This window comes from Streptomyces sp. NPDC058637 (genome assembly GCF_042717325.1).
Classification (GTDB): Bacteria; Actinomycetota; Actinomycetes; order Streptomycetales; family Streptomycetaceae; genus Streptomyces.
Genome location: NZ_JBHXRD010000007.1, coordinates 214,480 through 237,214, shown reverse-complemented (window position 1 = coordinate 237,214; position 22,735 = coordinate 214,480). Strand labels below are relative to the sequence as shown.

The window sequence follows — 22,735 nt, the reverse complement described above, 5'->3', positions numbered from 1 at the left end:
ACCACCCGGGCCTCGCGAGGCTGTTCCGGGCAAGCAAGGCGCCCGCGCCGGGTGAGTCCGAAGGCGGGCACCAGGCAGCGTGCGGCTCCTGACCCGGCGGTCCGGCCAAGTGCGTGCGAGGGCCGGCTGAGCCGCGCGGCAGCCCGGTCGGCGGCGGACGGACACCACGAGGTGGCCGTAGGGGCGCGGGTACGGGCATCGTCCCGCCCAGGCCTCCCCGGCCGACCGGACCCGCCCGCAAGGCCGAGAACCGGCCTGCGGGCGGTGGACGTCGTACCGCGGCGGGCCGCGGGTCAGCGGTCGACGGCCTTCAGGAGCTGTTCCTTGTTCATCGTCGAGCGGCCCTCGATGTTCTTCTTCTTGGCCTCTTCGTACAACTGGTCCTTGGTGCGGCCCTGCGCACCCTTGTGCGAGCGTTCCCCGCCACGCTGCGAGGCGGACTTCGGATCGCGCGTCGACGTCCTGCTCGCCGTCTTCGCCTCCCCGGAGCGAGCGCGCTCCTTGTTGACGGTGCGGGCGGCGATCTCCTTCGCGCGCTTCTCGGACGTGCCGCGCTTCTCGGCACTCTCCTTGACGTGTTCGTACTGACGCTCGCGCTTGGGGCTTGATCCTGCCGGCATGGTGTTCTCCTCCTCGTTCCTCTCACGGGTTCGGCCCGGAGGTACTCGGTTCGGACGGCGCGGGTGGAGACCGCCGTCCACCTCCCGGGTACCCCTGGTGCACGTCGGAAACATGGCATCCGCGACGGGTTCGTGCCCCCGGGGCCGTGCGCTCGGGTGAGTGGAGCGGGGTCCGCCGCCGCGGCACCGTTGTGGGCGGTGACCGGGGGCCGGCCGAGATGCTCCGGCAGGGGAGCGCCTGACCTCCTCATCGGTGCCCTGTGTTCGGCGGTGTGGGGTGCGGGCCGGTGGGTGCGGATCGGGGTTCTGACGAAGGGCCACCATCGAGCTGGTCGATGCGGTGATGCCGGACACGACCGAACCGAGCGGCGCCGCCGGTTTCTGTCGGCTCGGCTGGTCGTGTGCTCCGGCATCCCGGGCAGCCGGGTCTTCGCGCGGGTGAACCGGTCGTCGCAGTGCCGTGCTCGCGCGGTTCGGGTGGACGTACTGGAGACACTGAAGGCGCCCCTGCCCCCTGTCGGCGTACGCGGCAATCCGCACCGGCGGACACACGCACGTACACCGGTGCGGGTGGCTGTCCCCGGGCGGGTGGGCGCCGGGTAAGTTGATCGTTCGGGCGGGTAAGCCGTGCGCACGTTCGGTGGCGCACTGCCTGTCGAGTCACTCGTCGCCGCCGTCGGTAGGACCGGGGCTGCCGTGGCGGGACTGTGGGCGCAGCCCCGTAGCACGGCGAGGAGGCAGCCGGCCCAGCATGTGCCGGCTGTGGGGTGGGGTGTGCGCGGCGCTCGCAGGAAGCCGGTGGTCCTGACGCGCGGGCACGGCTGGGCCGGGCGGACCGTGCCGGGGCGCCCGCATCCGCCGGGGCCGGAGGAGGCGGTCAGGACGGCGGAGTCGGTGCTGCTCAGGTGAGGCGGTGTCGTCTGTCGGGTGCGTGATCGCAGTGGCGCCTGGCTTCGCGGGGCGGAACGTGTTCGGGTGGAGTCGTGAGCGGTCGGACCTGTCACCGCACTCACAACGCCGGGAAAGCGGCGCTTTCCGTGTCGGGGCGCGTCAGGGTCTGAGCCAAGAGCCTGAACAGCGGGTCGCGGGACGCTTCCCGGCTCTCGGTGTACCGAGGGCCGCCCGAAGGAGGAGCATGACCACGCAGCACCACCGGATTCTGGACACCGTCGTCGTCGGCAGCGGTCTGGCCGGCCTGGCCTGCGCCCTGGATCTGTGCCGCGCCGGGCAGCGTGTCGCGCTTCTCGAGGCGTCGGACGGCGTGGGCGGCCGCATGCGCACGGACCGGCGGGACGGGTTCCTGCTGGACCGTGGATTCCAGGTGTTCAACACCTCCTACCCTCAGGTGAAGCGACGCCTGGACCTGCCGAGTCTGCGGCTGAGGCCGTTCACCCCGGGCATCATCGCGCACACGTCGACAGGGCCCGTATACCTCGCCGATCCGACCCGGCGGCCGGAGAAGGCGAGAGCGCTGTTGCCCGGGCGGGCTCTGTCGGCCCGGGACCTGGCCGCGATGGCGGCGCTCGCAGCGTGGGACGTCGTCCTGCCCGCAGGCTGGTCAAAACGACGGCCCGACCGTTCCACCGCCGACGCCTTGTCGCGTGCCGGGCTGTCGGCCGAGGTGGTCACGGAGATTCTGCGGCCGTTCCTGTCCGGAGTGTTCCTGGAGGACCGGCTGGAGACTTCCGCCCGCTTCTTCCACCTGGTCCTGCGGAGCATGGTGAGGGGGACGCTCTGTCTGCCCGCCGACGGCATCGGCGCCGTGCCCGCCCAGCTGGCCGGCGGTCTGCCCGACGGTGTGCTCCGGCTGGGGACGCCGGTCGCCGCGGTCACCGCGTCGGGGGTGCTTCTGGCGGACGGCCGCGAGCTGCCGTCCACGTCCGTCGTGGTGGCGGTGGAGGCCGCGTCGGCCGCCCGTCTGCTGCCCGGCCTGGCAGTGCCGGAAGGCCGTACGGTCACCACGTACTACCACGCGGCCCCGATCACACCCCTGGCTGAACCGACCCTGGTGGTCGACAGCACCGGAGCGGTGCTGAACACCTGTGTTCTCACCGAGGTCGCGCCCACGTACGCGCCCCCCGGAACCGCGCTGGTCTCCAGCTCCGTACTGGGCCCCGAACGGTCCGGTGCGGACGGCCCGGTGCTCAGGCGGCTGGCCGAGCTCTACGGCACCGACACGAGCGGCTGGCAGCAGGTCGCCGTGCACACAGTCGAAGGGGCCCTGCCCGCGATGGAGCCGCCCTGGCCACTGAGCCGTACCACGCGGTTCTCCCCGGGCCGGTACGTCTGCGGGGACCACCGGGCGACCGGGTCCGTGCAAGGCGCACTGGCGTCGGGTACCCGGGCTGCCCGTGAAGTGCTGGGCGATATGGCGCGCGGGTGATGCGGATCCGTCCCTGGCGGCCGCGTCCACCAGCGGCGGTTCGCGGAACAGCAGAGCTGAGGGACCAGGTCGCCGACCGGTCCCTCGATCGGAAGTGACATGTACATCAACGGCGTGCGTGTGCCGGTGGCCGGTGCGACCGGTGTCCTCGGTGGCGTCCTCACAGCGGAACCGGCCGGCCGGGGAGCGCGCCCGGCGCTCGCGGGCCGCGACCCGGGCCGCCTCGCCCGGGCGGCTCAGCCCCGCCCGGGAGCTCCGCCCGTTCCGTTCGACGCGTACGACTCCGCCCCCCGCACCCGCGCCGTGCATGGCCCGGCGGCCGGATCGGGTGGGTTGGACGCGGTCGTGACGGCCTTCGGACCGGTGGGCTCCGGGCCGGTGGACTTCGGCCGGGCGACGGGGGTCGGTGACGAGGCCGCCGAGTATCGGATGGCGGCCGACGTCCCCGCGCCCGCCGCGTTCTTCCGCGCCGCGCCAGGGATCATGCGACCCGGCTCGGTGATCGCCACGCTCACCGGCGGGGTCTCTGGGCGCCCACGGGCGAGGACGGCAGACCACAGCGCCTCCGAGGCCGCACCGCGCGCCCGGCTCGTCGCCGCGCGCCCCGGAGCGCGGACCACCGACTTCCGGATCCTGGACATCCGGCCAGGCCATCGGGACACCGGCTTCGCCGACCGGCCGACCGCGCGCACGACGCCCGTGGGGCGCGACCCGCACCAACGCGTCGGTGTGGTCGTCGACGCGACGGAGGCGGAGGCCGAGCCGCCGCGCACGGCACCGGACGGTACGCCCGTCGCCGATCGGCGTGCCAGGTGAGCCGACACCCCGACGCCCCCGAAGGGACGTCCGACGTGCTCATCGTCGGCGGGGGAGCGTCCGGGCTCAGCCTCGCGCACCGACTCACGGCGACCGGATCCCCCACCGTGACCGTGGTGGAGGCTCCGGAGGGCCCACGACGACCGCCCGAGCGGACCTGGTGCTACTGGGACCGGGACGCCGACGACTTCGACGAGGCGGTCACCGGGTCCTGGACACGACTGCGGGTTCACGGCACCGACGGCAGTGAGGTCACCGTCGACCCGTCTCCGCTGCGCTACCGCATGCTCCGCTCCACAGAGTTCGAGCGACTGGTGCACTCCCGGCTGGCCCGGTCCTCCGGCGGGCGCGTCCTGCGCGCGACGGTCGGCTCGGTACGCAGCACGGTCGACGGAGCTGAAGTCCGCTGCACGACAGCCGACGGCCGGACGCTGACGCTACGCGCCCGCCACGTGTTCGACTCCCGCCCGCGGTCCGCCCTGCCCCCGGCCAGGACACAGCTGATGCAGCACTTCCGCGGATGGTTCGTGCACACGGACACGGACCGGTTCGATCCCTCCGTCGCCGACCTGATGGACTTCCGTGTGCCCCAGCCGGGCCACGGACTCGCCTTCGGCTACGTACTGCCGCTGGCACCGGACCGCGCGCTCGTCGAGTACACCGAGTTCTCCCGGACCCCGCTGACGACTCCGGCCTACGAGGCGGCGCTGACCCGTTACAGCCGCGACGTCCTGCGGCTCGGCCCGTACACCGTCGAGTCGGCGGAGCAGGGCGTCATCCCCATGACGGACGCGCGCTTCGCCCGCCGGACCGGACCCGCCGTCTTCCGGATCGGCACCGCGGGCGGCGCCACCCGCCCGGCGACCGGTTACACCTTCGCCGCGGTCCAGCGGCAGAGCCGTGCCATCGCCGCCGCCCTCCTCGACGGGCGAGCCATCGCGCCCCCGCCCCACGGACGGCGTGCCCTGGCCATGGACGCGGTACTGCTGAGGGCCCTGGACACCGGACGGATCGACGGGCCCGACTTCTTCACCGGCCTGTTCCGCCGCATCCCCCCGGAGCGTCTGCTGCGCTTCCTCGACGGCGCCACCTCCCCCTGGGAGGAATGGTGCATCGGCCTGCGCACCCCCATCGGCCCCATGCTCCGCACCGCCGTCGAACTCCCCTTCCTGCCCCGCCGTTCCCGCCCCGCCCCCCGAATCGGAGAGAACCACCGATGACCCTGCTGCGCGACCACGACCTGGCACGGGCCTTCGATCACGCGTCGCCCACCTATGACCTCCTCACGTCCTTCAACCCCGGTTACCGCACCGACCTCCTGCGTTCGGCCCGACGGCTGCGGCTGCCCCTGGCCGGAGCAGGGCTGCACATCCTCGACCTCGGCTGCGGCACGGGCGCCTCCACCCGGGCCCTGCTACGAGCCGCACCCCGGGCCCGGATCACGGCCGTCGACGCCTCGGCGGGGATGCTGCGGTGCGCACTGGCCAAACCGTGGCCGGCCCGCGTGCGGTTTCGGCACCTGACCGCCGAGGAGGTGGCCACGACCGGTGAGGGACCCTACGACGCGGTGTTCGCCTCCTACCTGTTCCGCAACGTCACGGACCCGGACGGAGTCCTGAAGACCGTCCGGTCGCTGCTCGGGCCCGGCGGTCGGCTCGCCGTCCACGAGTACAGCCTCAGCGGTTCGGCCGCCCACCGCGCGCTGTGGACGGCCGTGTGCCAGGGGGTGATCATTCCTGCGGGCGCGCTCAGCGGCGACCGTGCTCTCTACCGCCATCTGTGGCGAAGCGTCCTCGACTTCGACACCGTCCCCGCCTTCACCGCGCGTCTGATCGACGCCGGATTCACGGGCGTGCGCGCGGCACCCGTCGCGGGGTGGCAGACCGGCATCGTGCACACCTTCCTGGCCCGCAACGACTCCGCGGCGGCAGCGCTGGACGCCCGGTGAGCGCCCGGCGAGTCGCGGCCCGACGGGGCCGCGACCGCAAGGCCGAGATCATGATGCCCGCACCCGGCCGAGCACGGTTCGATCGCGGGGAAGCGCCCCGCGTCGCCGTGATCGGCGGAGGGATCGCGGGTCTCGCCGCGGCCACCCTGCTGGCCGAACGAGGCGCCCGTGTGACCCTCTACGAACGAGAGGAGTCACTGGGCGGCCGTCTCGCGGGCCGGCGCACCCGCCTCGCCGACGGCTCCGCGGCGACCATGAGCCGCGGCTTCCACGCCTTCTTCCGTCAGTACTACAACCTGCGCGGCCTGTTGCGGCGGACCGATCCCGGGCTCGACCGTCTCCGGCCACTGCCCGACTACCCGCTGCGACACAGTGGCGGGACCACCGACAGCTTCGCCCGTGTTCCGCGGACACCGCCCTTCAGCGCGCTCGGCTTCGCCGCCCTGAGCCCCACCTTCGGCTGGCGCGACCTCGCCGCCATGGACGCCCGGGCAGCCCTGCCACTTCTCGACGTCCGCGTGCCCGAGGTCTACGAACGCTACGACAGCATGAGCGCGACAACGTTCCTGGAACGCGTCCGCTTTCCCGAAGCGGCGCACCATCTGGCCTTCGAGGTCTTCTCACGCAGCTTCTTCGCCGACCCGCGCGAACTGTCCGCCGCGGAACTGCTGCTGATGTTCCACATCTACTTCCTCGGCTCCTCGGAGGGCTTGCTCTTCGACGTGCCGGACGAACCCTTCCCCCAAGCCCTGTGGGACCCGCTCGGCGACTACCTCCAGGGCCTCGGCGCGGAAGTCCGCACCGGCACCCCCGTACACGGCGTCCATCCGCGCGACGGTGGCGGAGTGGAGGTGCGGACCGGCAGTGCCGCCGACCGGCACGAGGCGGCCGTACTCGCGCTCGACCCCGGGGCACTGAAAGGGGTCGTCGCGGCGTCTCCAGGTCTGGGCACTTCCGCCTGGCGCGACGACGTCGCCACCCTGGGCACCGCCCCGTCCTTCCTCGTCTCCCGGCTCTGGCTGGACCGGCCGGTCCGCGCCGACCGCCCGGGGTTCCTCGGCACCAGCGGATACGACGGCCTGGACAACATCAGTGTCCTGGAACGCTACGAGGGCGAAGCCGCCCGCTGGGCCGCGCGGAGCGGGGGCTCGGTGGTGGAACTGCACGCCTACGCCGTCGACGGCGGAGCGGAACGGGTAACGGTGCAGAACCGGCTCGTCGACAGCCTGCACCGGGTGTACCCGGAGGCACGACCGGCGCGGATCGTGGACGCCCGGCACGAATGGCACGCCGACTGCCCCCTCTTCCCGGTCGGCTCGTACTTCCGGCGGCCCACCGTAACGACGCCCCACCCCCGGGTGACGCTGGCCGGGGACGCGATCCGCTGCGACCTTCCCGTGGCTCTGATGGAACGCGCCGCCACCACCGGCTTCCTGGCAGCCGGCGTGCTGCTCAACCGCTGGGGCGTCCGGGGACAGGTGCTGTGGACGGTTCCCCGGGCGGGCCGGTCACCTGTGCTGAGAGCCCTCGGCACGGCCGCGAGGAGGTGAGACCGGCGCTCCTGCCCGCCGCCCGGCCCACGAGATCGACTTCGCGGACGGAGGCATGGGGACCGGGGCATACACACCACGGGGACCCACCGCACCGCGACGAACCCGTCGCCGCGCTCACCCGGGGAACCGTCCCGTGCCGCGCAGCTCCCAGCGTCGCTCCGCATAGGCCAGGTCGTCGCGCCACAACCGGCCGGCCGTCCGGCGCATCAGGGGTCGCAGTGCGGGCGCGGCGGCCCGTGCGAGGGCGAAGCCGCGCCGGTCCGAGGCGGCGACGACCGCCTCGGTCACGGCGGTCCGCGGCCGTTCGTCCGCCTCGCGGCTCAGCGGCGTGGCATGAGTCTCCACCACGGACGTGGAGCCCTCGCCCTCGGTGATGCGCATGACGACCGTGCGTGGCCCGGGCGCGGTGAACTCGACCCGGACCGGAACCACCAGACGGCCGGTCACACGGAAGGAGACGTCCACGACGAACGCGTCGTCCTCCTCGCCCAGCGGCAGACGGGCCACGGTGAGGTCGACGAACGAGTACGGGTGGAACCACGAGCCGTGCCACGGGTCGAGCCGGTTGGCGACCACGTCCTGCGGTTCGCACCGCCCGACCGCCGTGAACACGGCGTCCACCCCGCTGCCCGCCGGCGGCCGCACAGGGACCACAGGACGCTCGGAGGGCTCCTCACCGCCGACCGCGTCCAGCCGTACCCACACCAGCACCCCGTCGTCGTGGACCGGATACGGATCCCAGCCGGCGAACGGCCCACCGTCCAGAGCCAGTCCGTGCCAGTGACACACCAGCGTGCCGCACACCACCCGGCTGTCGCGCAGCGGCGCACCGAGGTGCGGGCAGGCGCCGGGGCCCGCACGCAACGCACCGGTGTCCGACCGCCACAGCACGACCTCGACACCGCCCACCGTCCTGCCGTAGGGGCGGCCACCGGGGCGGATGTCGCGCGACGCACCGACGACGAACCAGTTCCCGGACGGGCGGGCGGCGGCCCGTGCGAGCGCGTCGGCGATCAGCGCGGGGCGAGCCTCCCGCCAGGTCGGCGTCTGCGCCGACCAGTCCGGCCGGCGGCGGCGCCGCAACGGTGGTGTCCAACCGGCTCGTGCGGCTCGGTCGTTCACTTCACGGGTCCTCTCGTCCGGATTGCCGCGCTATTCGCCGGAGGCATCCCCCGCGCGCTGCGAGCACGCCACCGGGCGCCCGTGATCTGCGCGACGCCCACGGCGGCTGTGACCGCGCGACGCGTCCGGGACACGACCGCACGGCGGTGCAGCACCGTATGGCCCTGCTCCGCGATGGCGTCGAGAATGCCGCCGTACAGGGTGAAAGCGGTGCGGATGCAGGGGCGCACCCGGGGGTCGAGCATGGCGATGCCCGGTTCCGCTGCTCGGTACACCTCTCGCGTCATGGCCTCGGCGGCGACGAGGGCCGCACGGATGCCCGGGTCGGTGCGGCCCGTGCGGCGGCTCCACTCCAGCAGTGGCCGGTCCACACCATGAGCGGCGAGCAGGTCCGCCGGCAGGTAGACGCGGCCGCGGTCCAGGTCCTCGCCCACGTCCCGCAGGAAGTTGGTGAGCTGGAAGGCCACCCCCAGGGCCGCCGCGTGCGGCGCCGCCTCCTCACGGGGCACGACGGTGCCGAGCACGGGCAGCATCTGCAGTCCGATCACCGCAGCCGAGCCGTGCATGTAGTCCCGCAGGTCGGCGTAGGTCGGGTAGTCCGTGACACGCAGATCGCTGCGCATCGAGATCAGGAAGTCGGCGAACAGCGCCGGCTCGATCCCGTACCGGTCGGCGGTGTCCGCCACGGCGCGGACCACGGGCTCGTCCCCGCTCCCGGTGCGCAGCCCGTGCGCGAGATCGCTTTCCAGGCGTCGCAGTACCCGGTCCCGTTCTGCGGGTGACCGGCGCCGGTCCAGGTCGTCCACGATGTCGTCCGCCCAGCGGGCGAAACCGTACAACGCGTGCACGGCCGAGCGGCGCTCCACCGGCAGGAGACGGGTGGCCAGGAAGTAGGTCCGGCCGTGGCGGGCGTTGAGACGTCTGCATCGGGTGTAGGCGGCGCGCAGAGAGGGGTCGGTGATCCCGGCTGCGTCCAGTTCACGACGGGTCATGGGTGCCTTCCAAGGGCGATGAGACGGCGACACGTGTGGCACGCGGTGCCGGACGGGTGCGGACCGCACCGCTGTGGACGCCGCCGGTGACGCGCGCGGCTGCGAGCTTGCCGCTGATCAGTACCGTCGGCACACCGACACCGGGGGTGGTGCCGCAGCCGGCCAGCACCACGTTCTCGACGCCGCGCACCAGATTGCGCGGGCGGAAGGGGCCGGTCTGGGCAAAGGTGTGGGAGACCGAGAACGGGCTGCCCGCCGCATGCCCCTGCGCCGCCCAGTCCAGCGGTGTCACCAGCAGCTCCTCCTGGACGCTGTTCGCGAACCCGTCCAGGCCCCGCCGCTCCAGCTCGGCGACGAGACTGTCGCGGTAACGCGGGCCAAGATCCCGCCACGCGGCGGCGGAGGGGCCGACGGACGTGTTCGGGCAGGGCGCGAGCACGTAGTGGAGGTGTTTGCCCGGCGGTGCCAGGGCCGGATCGTGTGTCGTCGGACGGGTGATCAGCAGGGACGGGTCGCTCATCAGCCGCCCCGAACCGGTCAGCTCCTCGAAGGTGCGCTCCCAGGCACCGCCGAAGGACAGGGTGTGGTGGGAGAGGCTGTCCCAGGTGCGATCGGTCCCCGCGTGCAGGACCACGGCGGACGGCGAGTGACGCAGCCTTGCCGGGCGCTGCGGGGCACGTCCCAGCAGCCGGTACGCGGTGGACAGCTCGCAGGCCAGCACCACCGTGTCGCAGGGAATCCGTTCGCCGGAGGCCAGCCGTACCGCACGGACCCGGCCTGCCGTTCGTTCCAGCGAGGTCACTTCGGCCGACCAGCGGAACTCGGCACCCGCGCCGGCCGCGGCCTTCGCCATCCCGCGGGGAAGCGCGTGCATGCCGCCTCTGGGGAACCAGACGCCGGCCACGGTGTCCATGTAGGCGATCACCGCGTAGGCCGCGAGGGCTCTGGCGGGGGTGACTCCGGCGTACAGGGCCTGGAAGGAGAAGACCCGGCGCAGACGGGGGTCGGCCAGGAAACGGCCGATGCGCGGGTCCAGCCGTCCGAAGCCCCCCAGGGCCGCCAGACGCGCCAGGTCCGGGTGCAGAAGCTGTAGGGGCGAGTCGAAGTTGGTATCGATGAAGCGCCGCATCTGCGCCCGGTACAGCCGCTCGAGCCAGTTCCGCAGTTCGCGGTATCCGCGCGCCTCGGCCGGTCCGGCGAACCTTCTGACCTCCGCCTCCATGGCCTCGCCGTCGGTGTGCACGTCGAGTGAGGTCCCGTCCGCGAAGCATGCCCGGTAGGCCGGATGCAGAGCCGTCAGCTCGACGTGACGGTGGAGGCTGTCACCGACGGCGGCGAACGCCTCGTCGGCCAGGTGAGGCATGGTCAGGACGGTCGGCCCGGTGTCCACCTCGTAGCCTCCGAGGCGTACGCGGCCGGCCCTGCCGCCCGGACCGGCGTCCCGTTCGACGACCGTCACCTGGCGGCCCGCGCCCACCAGGTGCAGGGCACAGGCGAGGCCGGACAGTCCCGCGCCCACCACGATCACACGGTCCGTCGGACCGGGTACTGTCCTCACGCGGCCTCCTCGGTGCCTTTCAGCGGCACGCCCGCCGCCCCTTCGACCAGCCTCGCGAATTCCCGTCGTACGAAGGGATCCGCGCCCGTACGGTCGAAGTGCCGCAGACTCGACGTCGCCAACTCCGTGATCTTCGACTCCACGACGCCCCGCGCCCCTGTCCGCTCCAGCGCCGCCCGCATCCGCTGCACGGCGTCGTCCGACGGACAGGGCGGCCCAGGGGCGAGCGCGTCAGCGGCTTCCTCGTCGCCCGAGGCTTCGGCCAGCCCGAGACCGACGGCGAGAAGGTAGGTGAGTTTGCGCGTCCGCAGGTCCTCGTCGGCGGGCTTTCCCGTCACGTCCGGGTCGCCGAAGGTGCCGAGGAGGTCGTCGCGGAGCTGGAAGGCCAGACCGGCGCAGCGGCCTGCGGAGCGCAGGGCATCCATCGTCGACGCGTCGGCACCGGCCAGAGACGCACCGAGAGCCAGTGGGCGCTCGACCGTGTACAGGGCGCTCTTGAGCGTGGCGATGGTCACCGCCTCGTCGACGCCGGACGCCCCGGTGGCCTGCGCGTGGATGTCCCGGTACTGCCCGGCGACCATCTCGCCGCGCATCGCCTGCCACTCGCGGTGCAGGCCAGGGCCGTGCGGTGAGCCGAGTGCCGTTTCGGTCAGCAGGTCGTCCGCCCAGGTCAGTGCCAGGTCTCCGGCCAGCACCGCGGCGGAGGTCGCGAACGCTTCGGGCGGACCGGCCATCCGCGCGGTCCGGTGCATGTGGGCGAAGTCCACGTGCACCGCCGGTGCACCGCGACGCAGCGTCGACCCATCCATCACATCGTCGTGGATGAGAGCGCACGCCTGGACGAGTTCGAGGGCCGCCCCTGTGCGCACCACGGCCGTCGCGTCGCCCGAGCCGCCGACGGCTCGCCACCCGCACCACGTGAACTGCGTGCGCAGCCGCTTCCCACCGCGCTGGACGAACGCGGTGACACGGTCGGCGACATCGCGTGCGAACACCGGATCGGTCTCACGGGCCCGGCGCAGTCCTTCGTCAAAAAAACGTCCGAGCTCCGCCTCGACGGCACGGACGGCGTCGCCGGCCGTGGCCGGACCGCCGGCCGGGCCGACCGGTCCTGCCGCGGAGGGCCGCAGTCCCAGCATGCACGATCCCTTCTCACTCTCCGTCACTTGCACACCACTGCTTCCGTCGAGCGCCCCTTGTCCGGATGCGCTCATGCCTGCCCAGTACGCGGGCGGACCTCGGTGCCGGTCACCTCAACGGCCCACGCCGATGACGTCATGGCGGCGTGTCACGTCGAGCGCGCTCCTGCCGGCGCATCTCGGAAGGGTCGGTGAGCCGCTCCTGCTGCCGTAGGTGGCTGTGGCAGAGCCGCCTCCGGTGCCGGTCGGGGAACGTCCAGTGGCCGACGGTGACAGGGACGGATGCACTCACCGGTCCCTTCGCCCAGGCCGGTGGCGGCACGGCCCGTACAGGTCGCTCGTGCGGTGCGCACAGGAGCCGGCCGACGTGCAGGGCTCGGTCGTCATCCGGCCGCCGTCGGCGTACCGGGACATGCCGACGACGTCGGGGCCATGACCCGGTCGCACGCGTCTACGAAGTGGATGCGGAAAGAGAGCCGTGGGAGCCATGCCCATCGCCAGATCGTGCGTGGGTGTCTCCCGATGCGGCGTCAGGCGGTGTTCTCCCGCTCTCCGGACAGGGGAACGCATCGACCGTGCCCGGCACCGATGAGGCAACTCCACGGCCGTGCCGAGTTCGAGCTGCCGCGCAAGATGAACCTGCTTCAGTAACTCTCTGCAACCCCTATCCGCGACCCGCGCCGGACCGAGCTACCGCACCACACCGATTCCCGTCGGTGAACGGTGTCTCAACCAGCCATGGCGAGTGTTGCGACGGCGATCAGATAGGGGACCGGGATGACGAGCATCCCGAGGAGCCACGGCCGGATCCGCCGCCCATAGGCCGCGGGGAGGAGCACATCAACGGCGACGACCAGCAACAGACCGAGCCCGCCGACGACAATGACGCCCGCCCTGGCCCACCCGGCCCCTTCGATGACGTCGACACTGCCGCAGAAACTCCGGAACCCTGCGCTGTTGAACGCGCAGGAACGGTACTCGGTCAGCAGCAGCCATGCCGAGTGCAACGGCATCATGGCGGGCAACCCGATGATGAAGTTCACCCACACAGGCATCAGCCGCCTCAGTCGCGACGGGCCATCAGGCCTCGACGTGTCATGGCTCCCTGCCGCGGCCTGCGCTGTGTCCCCCATGGCCGCAGGCTATCCGACCGGGGAATCAGGGCCCTCTGATCAGCCCACGAGCCGTGCGGACCGAAAACGTCCCGCCGCATCCACGGCGGGTGCCGGGAAACGCAGCGTAAGGATCGAGAGAGATCCCCACGGGCCGGCCACCTTCGCACTGTTGTCGCCGAACCGATCCCGGCCTCGCGTTCGCAGCGGTGGTGGAGTCGGCGGCAGCCGGCGAGCCGGGCCACGGTCCGTTCGATGGTCCAGCGGTGTCGACCGAGGCACTGTGACGTCTCCACGTCCTCGCGGGCGACGCGAGCCGGGAACTCACGTGGCTGTTGCCGAGGCCGTCCGGAGCGACCTCGCAGCCCGCCGGCGCGTCGTCCGGCCGGCTTGTCAGGGGGCGGTGCCCCCAGCGATTCAACACGCAGAACTTGACAGAGGACATCCCGGAGACCAACTCGTCGATCCACCGGCGCCCCGGGCCCGGACCCGGTGGCGCTGCGGATGGGCCGCCCTGCCCCTGCGGCGACCTCCGCTCGAGCGAGGACCTCGCCGACGTTCACGCCGCCGACCTCTTCCGTGTGTTCTGGCCCGGCACCTCTCCGGCGGGAGAGCATCAAACGAAGCATCCACCTCACAGAATGATTGTTCGAACAAAAACGTTCACATATGCGCACCGGGCGGATAGACTGGCACTGAGCCACGCACGAAAGAGGGGGGCGCTCAAGCATGCATGCCGAGGAGAGGCATCAGGCGGTACTTCACCGGCTGCGTGAGCGGGGCACGCTCCGGGTCACCGAGTTCGCCGAGGAGTTGCAGGTCTCGCCCGTCACGGTCCGCCGGGACATCGAGACGCTCGCGGACCGTGGGCTGGTCGTCCGCGTGCACGGCGGTGCCGTCCTGCCGACGACCCGCGCCGGGACCACAGGTACGGAGCCAGCCGTCAGGCCCCCGTCAGGCCGGGGGCAGTTGGCCTTCGGCCTGATCGTGCCGGCCGCCGACTACTACTACCCGGAAGTGATCAAGGGTGCCCAGGAAGCCGCCGGCGAGCGCGGTATCCGCTTGGTCCTGGGCATCTCGCAGTACAGCCTGGAGGAGGAGCGCGCGCAGGCCGGTCGCATGCTGGCCGACGGCCTCGACGGGCTCCTGATCGCGACCTGCGACGTCACGGCGGCCGCCACCTGGCTCGACGAGTTGACCATTCCGCACGTGTGGGTGGAGCGCCGCCCCGGGGACGAGATCTCCGGCGCCGAGCGGGTCGTCACCGACCACGTGTACGGGGCCCGGCTCGCCGTTCACCATCTCGCGTCGACGCGCCGGAGGATCGGGCTCATGGTGCGTGACGACAGCCCGCACGGCGAACCCCTCGTGGACGGATACCGCAAGGGTCTGGCCGCGGCCGCGCTCGACGTGCCTGCGGACGGCGTCTTCCGCATGCCGCCGCCGGCCGGTGACGCCGTCCGCCGCGAGGAGGTGCTCGGCGAGTTCGCCGACGCGGTCGCCGACGGGCGGCTGGACGGTGCGCTGATCCACAACGACCACGACGCCCTCGTGCTGCTCCAGCGCCTCCGGGCCCGCGGCATCGACGTTCCCGGCGACCTGGCCATCGTGGCGTACGACGACGAGGTCGCCTCCCTCGCTGACATCCCGTTGACCGCCGTCGCCCCGCCGAAGCTCGCGGTGGGCGTCTCCGCGGTGGAGTTGCTGGCCAAGCGCGTCGCGGACCCGAGCCGTCCCCGGCATCTGCTCTCGATCCTGCCGGAGCTGCACGTCCGCGCCTCCACCTGATCCCCGTTCACGCGGTACGCCCACCCGGAGAGTCCCTCATGTTCCGTATCTCGCCCGAGGGGTTCTCCCTCGACGGCCGCCCTTTGCGCCTGCTGTCGGGTGCCCTGCACTACTTTCGCGTCCTGCCCGAACAGTGGCCGCAGCGGCTGCGGATGATGCGCGCCATGGGTCTCGACACCGTGGAGACGTACGTCCCCTGGAACCTCCACGAGCCGCGTCCCCAGGAGTACGACTTCTCGGGGATCGCGGACCTGGACCGGTTCCTGCACGCCACTCGCGAGGCCGGGCTGCACGCGATCGTGCGGCCGTCGCCCTACATATGCGCCGAGTGGGAGAACGGCGGTCTGCCCTGGTGGCTCCTCGCCGACCCGGAGGTACGGGCGCTGCGCTGCCAGGATCCGGGGTATCTGGCCCGCGTCGACCGCTGGTACGACCGGCTGATCCCCCTCCTCGCACCGCACCAGGTCACCCGGGGCGGCAACGTCCTGATGGTGCAGGTGGAGAACGAGTACGGGTCCTACGGTACGGACACCGGATATCTGGAGCACCTGGCCGCCGGACTGCGCGGGCGCGGCATCGACGTACCGCTGTTCACGTCGGACGGACCGGACGACTTCTTCCTCACCGGGGGCACGGTCCCGGGGCGTCTGGCCACAGTGAATTTCGGCAGCCGCGCGACCGAGGCCTTCGCCGGCCTGAAGGGGCTGCGGCCGGACGACCCGGCCATGTGCATGGAGTTCTGGTGCGGCTGGTTCGACCACTGGGGCGCCGAGCACGTCACACGGGACCCGGAGGACGCCGCGGACTCGCTGGCGGAGATCCTGGCCGCCGGGGCGTCGGTCAATCTCTACATGGCACACGGCGGGACGAACTTCTCCACGTGGGCCGGAGCCAACACGGAGGACCCGGCGACGGGTGCGGGCTATCTGCCGACCGTGACGTCCTACGACTACGACGCGCCGATCGATGAGCGGGGCGGCGTGACGGAGAAGTTCCTCGCCTTCCGGGACGTGCTCCAGCGGTACACCGACGAGCCGCTGCCCGAACCGGAGACCACGGCCCCCCTGCTGCCTCCCGGGCTCGTGGAGCTCACGGAATCGATCCGGCTGTTCGACGTTCTCGACGAGCTGGCTCACACGGAGGTGCGGGCCGCCGAGCCGCCGTCGTTCGAGGAGCTCGGGATCGGGCACGGTCTCGTGCTCTACACCTCCCGCATCCCCGGCCCGCGCGGGCCTTACCCGCTGTCGGTCCACGGACTCGCCGACCGCGCGCACGTCTTCGTGGACGGCACGCCCGTCGGCGTACTGGAGCGGGACGGAGTCGAAGCGGTCGACGGTGTCCGCGTCACCGGAACACATGCGCGCGTGGACCTGCTGGTGGAGTCGATGGGCAGGGTCAACTACGGCGCGGGACTCGGGGACCGCAAGGGGGTGAGCCGGGTCCTGCACACCCAGCAAATGCTGCACGGCTGGACCGCGCGTGCGGTGGAGCTGGGTCACGGGACCCCGGACAGGCTGCCGTGGGAGACCTCCTCCGGTGCCGTCGCGCACACGCACGCTCCACGTTCGGGGCCTGTCTTCCACCGGGGTTCCCTCGATGTGGCGGAGCCGGGCGACACCTATCTCGCGCTGCCCGGATGGGGCAAGGGTTACACGTGGGTCAACGGCTTCTGCCTGGGGCGGTACTGGGAAGCGAGAGGCCCGCAACGGACGCTGTACGTACCCTGGCCGCTCCTTCGCGCGGGACGCAACGACATCGTGGTCCTGGAGCTCGACGGCGTCGAGCAACCCGTCGTGGAGCTGCGCCAGGCCCCCGACCTCGGCTGACCCCCTCGGCGCGATGCCCCCGAGTGGGCAGCCACACCCGCGAACTCCCCCTGCCGGACCTGCCAGGGGGAGTTCTGCGTGCCCCGGCGCCGCCGGGTGCGGTGTCGGACTGTGCACATGATCACTGGATCCGATCGATATCGCTTCTTAATGTTCGTTTGCTCATTTTCTATTGACTCTGATCGTTCATGGTCGAAAGATGTCGTCAACTCGCCGCCATCCGTTGGCCTCTCGTAGGAGTACCGCCATGCAGCCAAGCACTCGTTCGTCCTCCACGGCCCTCGCCGCCGCGGTGGCCTCCCTGGCCCTCCTCCTCACCGCCTGCGGAGGCGAGGACACCACCACGTCGGACGCCGGCACCGGCTCCGCCGCGAAGCCCGTGGAGATCACCTACTGGTCATGGATGCCTGGCACCGCCGACATGACCGAAGCGTTCAACGCGTCCCACCCGAACATCAAGGTCACGCACGCCGAGATCCCGGCCGGACTCAACGGCGGATACGACAAGATCTCCAAGGCGGTCAAGGCGGGCAACGCCCCGGACGTCGTCAACCTGGAATACCAGGCCGTGCCCGACTTCGTGACCCAGGGGCTGCTTCGCGACTCCAGCGCCGAGCTCGGCGAGTCGGTCAAGGAATACGCCCCCGAATCCGTGCGGAGCCTGGTCACGCTCGGGGACAGAACATGGGCGGCCCCCTACGACGTCGGCCCGCAGACGCTCTACTACCGCACCGATCTCTTCAAGCAGTACGGCATCGAGGTCCCCACCACCTGGGCCGAGTTCAGGGCCGCCGCCGAGAAGGTCAAGACCGCCTCCAAGGGCGAGGCGCGGCTGCTCGACTTCTGGGGCGACGACACCGCCACCTGGGCCGGTCTCTCCCAGCAGGCCGGTGCCCGGTGGTACGGCGCGACAGATGATGCCTGGAAGGTGAACATCACCGACCCGGCCACCCGGAAGGTCGCCGACTACTGGAAGGACCTGGTCCAGGACGACCTGGTCCTCAACCACAAGGGGTGGAGTCCGGAGGCCACCAAGGCGGTCACCGACTCGAAGGCCATCGCGCTGATCGGCGCTTCGTGGAGCGCCGGTTCCATCAGGACCACGTACCCCGGACAGTCCGGCAAGTGGGCCGAGGCCCCGCTGCCGCACTGGGGCACGCCGGTCACCGGCGCGGTCGGCGGCTCGGCCTTCGCCATGACGAAGGACAGCAGGAAGGCCGAGGCCGCTGCCGAGTTCATCACCTGGGCCACCACCGACGGTGAGGCCGTCAAGGCCCGTCTCGCGGCCGGCACCTCCAGCGGACTGCCCGCCGCCGAGAAGCTGCGCGCCGCGGCCAGGTCCACGTTCGACACCGCGTTCTTCGCCGGCCAGGACGTCTACGCCGTAGCCGGGGCCCAGGTGCCGAACATCGCCAAGGACTGGACCTGGAGCCCCGTGCACAACTCCACGACGATGACCATGCAGGCGGAGTTCGGCAAGGCCCAGAAGACCGGTGAGTTCTGGCCCGCGTTCCAGGCCGGGCAGGCGGCGGCCGAGAAGGCCATCAGCGACCGCGGGCTGAAGCTCGCCCATTGATCCCCGCGTACCCGAGCCGTCGGGGCGGGAGACCGGTTCCCCGCCCCGACGCTCCGACCCCTCCAAGGAGCTAACGCCGATGACTACCCGGCTCGGCCGCGGGCAGCGCACCACACCCCTCCTCTTCGTCGCCCCCTTCTTCATCCTCTTCATCGCCACGCTCGTAGCCCCCGTCGGGTACTCGCTGTGGATGAGCCTGTTCCACGAACAGGCCACGAGCGGACTCGGATTCGGCGGCACGGAGACCGTCTTCGTCGGCGCCGACAACTATCTGCGCGCCCTCGGCGACGCGTCGTTCCACCGCGGCTTCCTGCACATCGCCCTCTACTGTCTGATCTACATCCCGGTGATGGTGGGCGGGGCGCTGGCCCTGGCCCTGCTGGTGGATTCCGCGATGGCCAGGGCGAAGAAGTTCTTCCAGCTGGCATATTTCCTCCCCCACGCCGTACCCGGACTGATCGCCGCGATCATCTGGGGGTTCCTCTACACACCCGGGCTCAGCCCCGTGATCGACCTCCTGCGGACCGTCGGCGTGGAGTGGGACTTCCTCGGCCCGGACGGGGTGGTCCTCTCCATGGCCAACGCCGCCGCCTGGCAGTGGATGGGCTACAACATGGTGATCTTCTACGCCGCGTTGCAGGCCGTACCGAAGGAGACCCTGGAGGCGGCCACGGTCGACGGCGCGGGCCAGTTGCGCACGGCGTTGGCGGTGAAGCTGCCGATGATCCGGTCCTCCGTCGTCCTCACCATGCTCTTCACCGCCGTCGGCGCGATCCAGCTGTTCAACGAGCCGGAGGTGCTGCGCAGCCGGTCGTCCGCCATCTCACAGGACTGGAGTCCGGTGATGTACATCTACCAGGCCGCCTTCACCGAGCACGACTACGGACTCGCGGCCGCGGCCTCGCTGCTGCTGGCGCTCCTCGGTGCCGCTCTGTCCTTCGTGATCACCAAGCTCGGCAACCGCTGGAAGGAGGCGTGACCATGGCCGCCACCGCGCCCCCTCGTACTCCGGCCCCGGTCCGGTCCCCGGACGGTGCCGGCACCGCCGGCCCGTCACGGCGGGCACGGGCCTCCGGACCGGCCTGGGCATCGAAGGCCGTCGTCAACACCCTGCTCGCCTTCGTGGCCGTCTACACACTGATGCCGTTGAGCTGGCTGCTGGTCAACGCGACCAAGAACAACGGTGACCTGTTCGCCAGCCCCGGCTTCGAGCCGGCCGAGTTCAACCTGCTGACCAACCTCGCTGACCTCTTCACGTACCAGGACGGTGTCTTCGGTCGCTGGCTCACCAACAGCCTGCTGTACTCGGTGGTCGGCGCCCTCGCCTCCACGCTCATCTCGCTGCTCGCCGGCTACGCCTTCCACACGTACGACTGGTGGGGCAAGGAGAAGCTGTACGGCCTGGTGCTGCTGGGCATCCTCGTCCCACACACCGTCATCTCTCTGCCGATGTACCTGATGGCATCCGAGGTCGGGCTCGTCAACTCGTACTGGGCCGTGCTGATCCCGGGCCTGGTGAACCCGTTCGGCGTCTACCTGGCACGGGTCTTCTCGGAAAGTCACGTCCCCGGGGAGACGCTGGAGGCGGCCCGCATCGACGGCGCGAGCGAACTGCGCACCTTCCGTTCGGTCGCCCTTCCGATGCTGTCCCCCGCCTTCGTCACGGTCTTCCTCTTCTCCTTCACCGGCAGCTGGAACAACTTCTTCCTGCCGCTGGTGATGCTGAACGACTCGTCGCTCTATCCGGTCGGCCTCGGCCTGTTCAACTGGAACGCCACGCTCCCGCAGGAGCCGCAGCTCTACTCGTTCGTCATCACCGGATCCCTGGTGTCCATCGTCCCGCTCGCCATCGCCTTCGTCGCGCTGCAGCGCTACTGGCGCTCGGGCCTTACCGCAGGAGCCGTCAAGTGACGTCCGCGTCCCCGTCCCCCACGCCGTACCACCGCCCCCGCACCGTCCTCGCGATGGATCCGTCGGTCAGGGACGCGCTGTTCGACCAGACATCACTCGCCCGGCTCGCCGCCGTCGCCGACACCGACCCCTCCCTCGTGGTCGACGACTTCACGGACCCGGCCGCCGCCTCCGCGCTCGCCGAGGCGGACGCGCTCCTCACCGGCTGGGGCTGCCCGCCTCTCACGGCCGACGCCCTGGAGCGGATGCCCCGGCTCCGTACCGTGGTCCACGCCGCCGGTTCGGTGAAACACCACATCACCGACGCCTGCTGGGAGCGTGAGCTGACCGTGGCCTCCGCCGCGGGGGCGAACGCCCTGCCGGTCGCGGAGTACACCGTGGCGGCCGTCCTCTTCGCAGGGAAACGGGTCCTGGCCGCCCAGCTGAGTTACCGGCGTGAGCGCGCCAGGGTGAGCGCCATCGACGTGATCGGGACAGGCGGCAACTACGGGCGCACGGTGGGCGTCGTCGGGGCGTCCCGCATCGGGCGGCGGGTCATCGAGCTGCTGCGCCCGCACGACTTCCGGGTGCTCCTGTACGACCCGTACATCGGCGAGGCGGAGGCCACCCGTCTGGGCGTGGCCCCGGTGCCACTGGACACGCTCGTCCGTTCGAGCGACGTGGTGACGATTCACGCCCCAGAACTCCCGGAGACCCGGCACCTCTTCGACAGGGAACGACTGGCGCTGTTGCGGGACGGCGCGACACTCATCAACACGGCACGCGGTTCGCTGGTCGACACCGCTGCGCTGACCGAGGAGCTGGTGTCCGGCCGGCTCGACGCCGTGCTCGACGTCACCGAGCCCGAGGTCCTGCCCGCCGCGTCCCCGCTGTACGACTTGCCCAACGTCCTTCTGACCCCGCACGTAGCCGGTTCGGCCGGCAACGAACTGGCCCGGATGACACACGCCGCGCTGGACGAACTGGAGCGGTACGGCCGTGGTCTCCCGTACGCCGACCCCGTGAGGGGCGAGGCACTGACCCGAACGGCATGAGGGAGGAGCACGGGATCCCGGCTCCCGGGAAGGGCACCGGCCCTGAGTGACGTCACGGCCGGTGCTTCCCGTCAGGTGACGTCCGCGTACGACGTCCCCATCTTCAGGCTGTCGACGCGGTTGGTGAGGGTGGTGGAGCCGTCGTCACGGTCGTAGACGCCCCATTTCGGCTCGTTCGCGCTGTCCCAGGTGCGGCATGAGTACCGGGTGACGCCGTTGACGAAGGTCTGCTCGGTGCCGTTGAAGTACAGCTCCACCCACCCCGAGGAAGCCGACCCGGACGTGTGGATTCCGAGGGCGAACGCGTTCCAGTCGCCGGCGGTGACGGGCTTGGACCAGACCATCTGCCAGTCTCCATCGGTGGTGACGTGGAAGAGACGTGCCGAGCCGTCCTTGACCGTCATGATGAGGGGGTAGTTCTGCTGGGCGTTGGGGTAGGACTTCCACTGCCACACGACGAAGTCCCCGCTCACGGAGGAGAGCCGGCTCTCCCACCCGAGGTAGTAGGTGGAGCCCTCGGCGAAGGCGTAGCGCGAGGAGCCGTTCACGGACACACCGCGCGATTCGCAGCGGATGTCACCGCCCGGCTTGGTGTAGCGGAAGACCGTGCCGTGCGTGGTACCGCCGGCAGCCGTGATCAGACTGCCAGGGGCGGGACACTCGACGCCTCCGAAGACGCCGGTGCCCTTGGAGGCGTCGCCGTCCCAGATCCCCGCCGCTTGTGCGGAGGCGGTGGACAGCAGGGGCCAGGCCACCGCTGCCGCAAGGGCCGCGGCTGCGGCTGCGAGGGCTGCCGGAGTGCGTGTGCGTGCGTGGGTTCCCATGTGGGGGTCCTCTTGGTCTCCGAGGGGCGGCCAGGAGCGCGCCGCATGCCGGGCGGCGGGCGCCGAGACACGTGTGAAGGGCGCTGGGCGGGGTCGCTTCCGTCCCGGGGCGACCTCCTGCCGGGCGCCCGGCAGGAGGTCGCGGGAATGGGGTCAGGGTGCGCCGGCGCGGGCGTGGAGTCCGGCAAATCAGTTGCGGGGAGCCGGAGTTGACGCTCGACGGGCTGCCTGTTGGTCCGCAATCCTGGAGAAGGGAACGTGGGAAGTCAACCGTTTGATCGAACAATCCGCTGGTGTTCGGATCTCGTCGGTTCTTTGCGGAGAGCGACACACGCCACGCCGGGCTCGGCCGCGCCGCGCGAGCACCCACGGGAACAAAGCACCAGTTCGACCGCACCTGAAGCCGCCGACCAGCGGAATCGGGGCAGCCTCCACCCGTGTGCGATCGATCAATAGCGCTCATACTATTGTCCGTTCGATCGAAGCGTGCTAAAAAACCGCCTACCCGGTGTCTGTCCGCTCTCGATCTCGGA

At 71.3% G+C, this 22,735-nt stretch carries 18 protein-coding genes; 11 read left to right on the top strand and 7 right to left on the bottom strand.

Going from position 1 to position 22,735, the window contains the following annotated elements; genetic code table 11:
* Positions 1–293: 293 nt before the first annotated feature.
* A complete protein-coding gene (locus tag ACFWVP_RS09750; protein ID WP_384495109.1) occupies positions 294–620 on the bottom strand; it encodes a plasmid stabilization protein in 327 nt (108 codons plus the stop codon).
* Between the two features lie 1,135 nt (positions 621–1,755).
* On the opposite strand from ACFWVP_RS09750, the gene ACFWVP_RS09745 reads away from it, so the two are divergent.
* From ACFWVP_RS09745 to ACFWVP_RS09725, 5 genes are all read left to right on the top strand, one after another.
* Complete coding sequence (locus ACFWVP_RS09745) at positions 1,756–3,003, top strand: NAD(P)/FAD-dependent oxidoreductase (protein ID WP_384495108.1); 1,248 nt, start codon at positions 1,756–1,758, stop codon at positions 3,001–3,003.
* A gap of 99 nt (positions 3,004–3,102) precedes the next feature.
* Positions 3,103–3,819 carry an SDR family NAD(P)-dependent oxidoreductase gene (locus tag ACFWVP_RS09740; protein ID WP_384495106.1) on the top strand — a complete coding sequence of 239 codons (717 nt, stop codon included), beginning with the start codon at positions 3,103–3,105 and terminating at the stop codon, positions 3,817–3,819.
* Entirely contained in the window at positions 3,816–5,039 is a 1,224-nt protein-coding gene (locus ACFWVP_RS09735; RefSeq protein WP_384495104.1) for a lycopene cyclase family protein, read from the top strand. Before ACFWVP_RS09740 ends, ACFWVP_RS09735 begins: the two co-directional genes overlap by 4 nt.
* Positions 5,036–5,767 carry a class I SAM-dependent methyltransferase gene (locus ACFWVP_RS09730; protein WP_384495103.1) on the top strand — a complete coding sequence of 244 codons (732 nt, stop codon included), beginning with the start codon at positions 5,036–5,038 and terminating at the stop codon, positions 5,765–5,767. The genes ACFWVP_RS09735 and ACFWVP_RS09730 overlap by 4 nt, the downstream gene beginning before the upstream one ends.
* Positions 5,768–5,817: 50 nt before the next feature.
* On the top strand, positions 5,818–7,317 hold the full coding sequence (locus tag ACFWVP_RS09725; RefSeq protein WP_384495163.1) for an FAD-dependent oxidoreductase: 1,500 nt from the start codon (positions 5,818–5,820) through the stop codon (positions 7,315–7,317).
* Positions 7,318–7,434: 117 nt separating this feature from the next.
* On the opposite strand, the gene ACFWVP_RS09720 is transcribed toward ACFWVP_RS09725, so the two are convergent.
* From ACFWVP_RS09720 to ACFWVP_RS09700, 5 genes are all read right to left on the bottom strand, one after another.
* Entirely contained in the window at positions 7,435–8,442 is a 1,008-nt protein-coding gene (locus ACFWVP_RS09720; protein ID WP_384495101.1) for a DUF5914 domain-containing protein, read from the bottom strand.
* Entirely contained in the window at positions 8,439–9,434 is a 996-nt protein-coding gene (locus tag ACFWVP_RS09715; RefSeq protein WP_384495099.1) for a phytoene/squalene synthase family protein, read from the bottom strand. The genes ACFWVP_RS09720 and ACFWVP_RS09715 overlap by 4 nt, the downstream gene beginning before the upstream one ends.
* Complete coding sequence (locus ACFWVP_RS09710; protein ID WP_384495098.1) at positions 9,421–10,992, bottom strand: phytoene desaturase; 1,572 nt, start codon at positions 10,990–10,992, stop codon at positions 9,421–9,423. The genes ACFWVP_RS09715 and ACFWVP_RS09710 overlap by 14 nt, the downstream gene beginning before the upstream one ends.
* Positions 10,989–12,131: a polyprenyl synthetase family protein gene (locus ACFWVP_RS09705; RefSeq protein ID WP_384495096.1), complete on the bottom strand. Its 1,143-nt coding sequence runs from the start codon at positions 12,129–12,131 to the stop codon at positions 10,989–10,991. Before ACFWVP_RS09705 ends, ACFWVP_RS09710 begins: the two co-directional genes overlap by 4 nt.
* 728 nt (positions 12,132–12,859) lie before the next feature.
* A complete protein-coding gene (locus tag ACFWVP_RS09700) occupies positions 12,860–13,174 on the bottom strand; it encodes a hypothetical protein (RefSeq protein ID WP_384495095.1) in 315 nt (104 codons plus the stop codon).
* Positions 13,175–13,972: 798 nt separating this feature from the next.
* Between ACFWVP_RS09700 and ACFWVP_RS09695 the strand changes: the two genes are divergently transcribed.
* The 6 genes from ACFWVP_RS09695 to ACFWVP_RS09670 all read left to right on the top strand — a co-directional run bounded on the left by ACFWVP_RS09695 (position 13,973) and on the right by ACFWVP_RS09670 (position 21,378).
* The gene (locus tag ACFWVP_RS09695) at positions 13,973–15,031 is read left to right on the top strand and encodes a substrate-binding domain-containing protein (RefSeq protein ID WP_384495094.1); all 1,059 of its coding nucleotides are present in this window, start codon (positions 13,973–13,975) and stop codon (positions 15,029–15,031) included.
* Between the two features lie 38 nt (positions 15,032–15,069).
* Entirely contained in the window at positions 15,070–16,857 is a 1,788-nt protein-coding gene (locus ACFWVP_RS09690; RefSeq protein ID WP_384495092.1) for a beta-galactosidase family protein, read from the top strand.
* A 247-nt stretch (positions 16,858–17,104) separates the two neighbouring features.
* Positions 17,105–18,433, top strand: coding sequence for an ABC transporter substrate-binding protein (locus tag ACFWVP_RS09685; RefSeq protein WP_384495091.1), 1,329 nt, complete (start codon positions 17,105–17,107; stop codon positions 18,431–18,433).
* Positions 18,434–18,512: 79 nt separating this feature from the next.
* Entirely contained in the window at positions 18,513–19,412 is a 900-nt protein-coding gene (locus tag ACFWVP_RS09680; RefSeq protein WP_384495089.1) for a carbohydrate ABC transporter permease, read from the top strand.
* A gap of 2 nt (positions 19,413–19,414) precedes the next feature.
* The gene (locus ACFWVP_RS09675; RefSeq protein WP_384495088.1) at positions 19,415–20,344 is read left to right on the top strand and encodes a carbohydrate ABC transporter permease; all 930 of its coding nucleotides are present in this window, start codon (positions 19,415–19,417) and stop codon (positions 20,342–20,344) included.
* 53 nt (positions 20,345–20,397) lie between these two features.
* Entirely contained in the window at positions 20,398–21,378 is a 981-nt protein-coding gene (locus tag ACFWVP_RS09670) for a hydroxyacid dehydrogenase (protein WP_384495162.1), read from the top strand.
* Positions 21,379–21,449: 71 nt separating this feature from the next.
* Here ACFWVP_RS09670 and ACFWVP_RS09665 read toward each other — a convergent pair whose 3' ends face one another.
* The gene (locus ACFWVP_RS09665; protein WP_384495087.1) at positions 21,450–22,202 is read right to left on the bottom strand and encodes a heparin lyase I family protein; all 753 of its coding nucleotides are present in this window, start codon (positions 22,200–22,202) and stop codon (positions 21,450–21,452) included.
* Between the last annotated feature and the right edge of the window lie 533 nt (positions 22,203–22,735).

Coding starts and splice junctions, on each gene's coding strand:
- ACFWVP_RS09715 (WP_384495099.1), bottom strand. CDS start 9,434: ATGACCCGTCGTGAACTGGACGCAGCCGGGATCACCGACCCCTCTCTG.
- ACFWVP_RS09750 (WP_384495109.1), bottom strand. CDS start 620: ATGCCGGCAGGATCAAGCCCCAAGCGCGAGCGTCAGTACGAACACGTC.
- ACFWVP_RS09745 (WP_384495108.1), top strand. CDS start 1,756: ATGACCACGCAGCACCACCGGATTCTGGACACCGTCGTCGTCGGCAGC.
- ACFWVP_RS09705 (WP_384495096.1), bottom strand. CDS start 12,131: ATGCTGGGACTGCGGCCCTCCGCGGCAGGACCGGTCGGCCCGGCCGGC.
- ACFWVP_RS09695 (WP_384495094.1), top strand. CDS start 13,973: ATGCATGCCGAGGAGAGGCATCAGGCGGTACTTCACCGGCTGCGTGAG.
- ACFWVP_RS09740 (WP_384495106.1), top strand. CDS start 3,103: ATGTACATCAACGGCGTGCGTGTGCCGGTGGCCGGTGCGACCGGTGTC.
- ACFWVP_RS09665 (WP_384495087.1), bottom strand. CDS start 22,202: ATGGGAACCCACGCACGCACACGCACTCCGGCAGCCCTCGCAGCCGCA.
- ACFWVP_RS09730 (WP_384495103.1), top strand. CDS start 5,036: ATGACCCTGCTGCGCGACCACGACCTGGCACGGGCCTTCGATCACGCG.
- ACFWVP_RS09675 (WP_384495088.1), top strand. CDS start 19,415: ATGGCCGCCACCGCGCCCCCTCGTACTCCGGCCCCGGTCCGGTCCCCG.
- ACFWVP_RS09670 (WP_384495162.1), top strand. CDS start 20,398: ATGGATCCGTCGGTCAGGGACGCGCTGTTCGACCAGACATCACTCGCC.
- ACFWVP_RS09685 (WP_384495091.1), top strand. CDS start 17,105: ATGCAGCCAAGCACTCGTTCGTCCTCCACGGCCCTCGCCGCCGCGGTG.
- ACFWVP_RS09680 (WP_384495089.1), top strand. CDS start 18,513: ATGACTACCCGGCTCGGCCGCGGGCAGCGCACCACACCCCTCCTCTTC.
- ACFWVP_RS09690 (WP_384495092.1), top strand. CDS start 15,070: ATGTTCCGTATCTCGCCCGAGGGGTTCTCCCTCGACGGCCGCCCTTTG.
- ACFWVP_RS09725 (WP_384495163.1), top strand. CDS start 5,818: ATGATGCCCGCACCCGGCCGAGCACGGTTCGATCGCGGGGAAGCGCCC.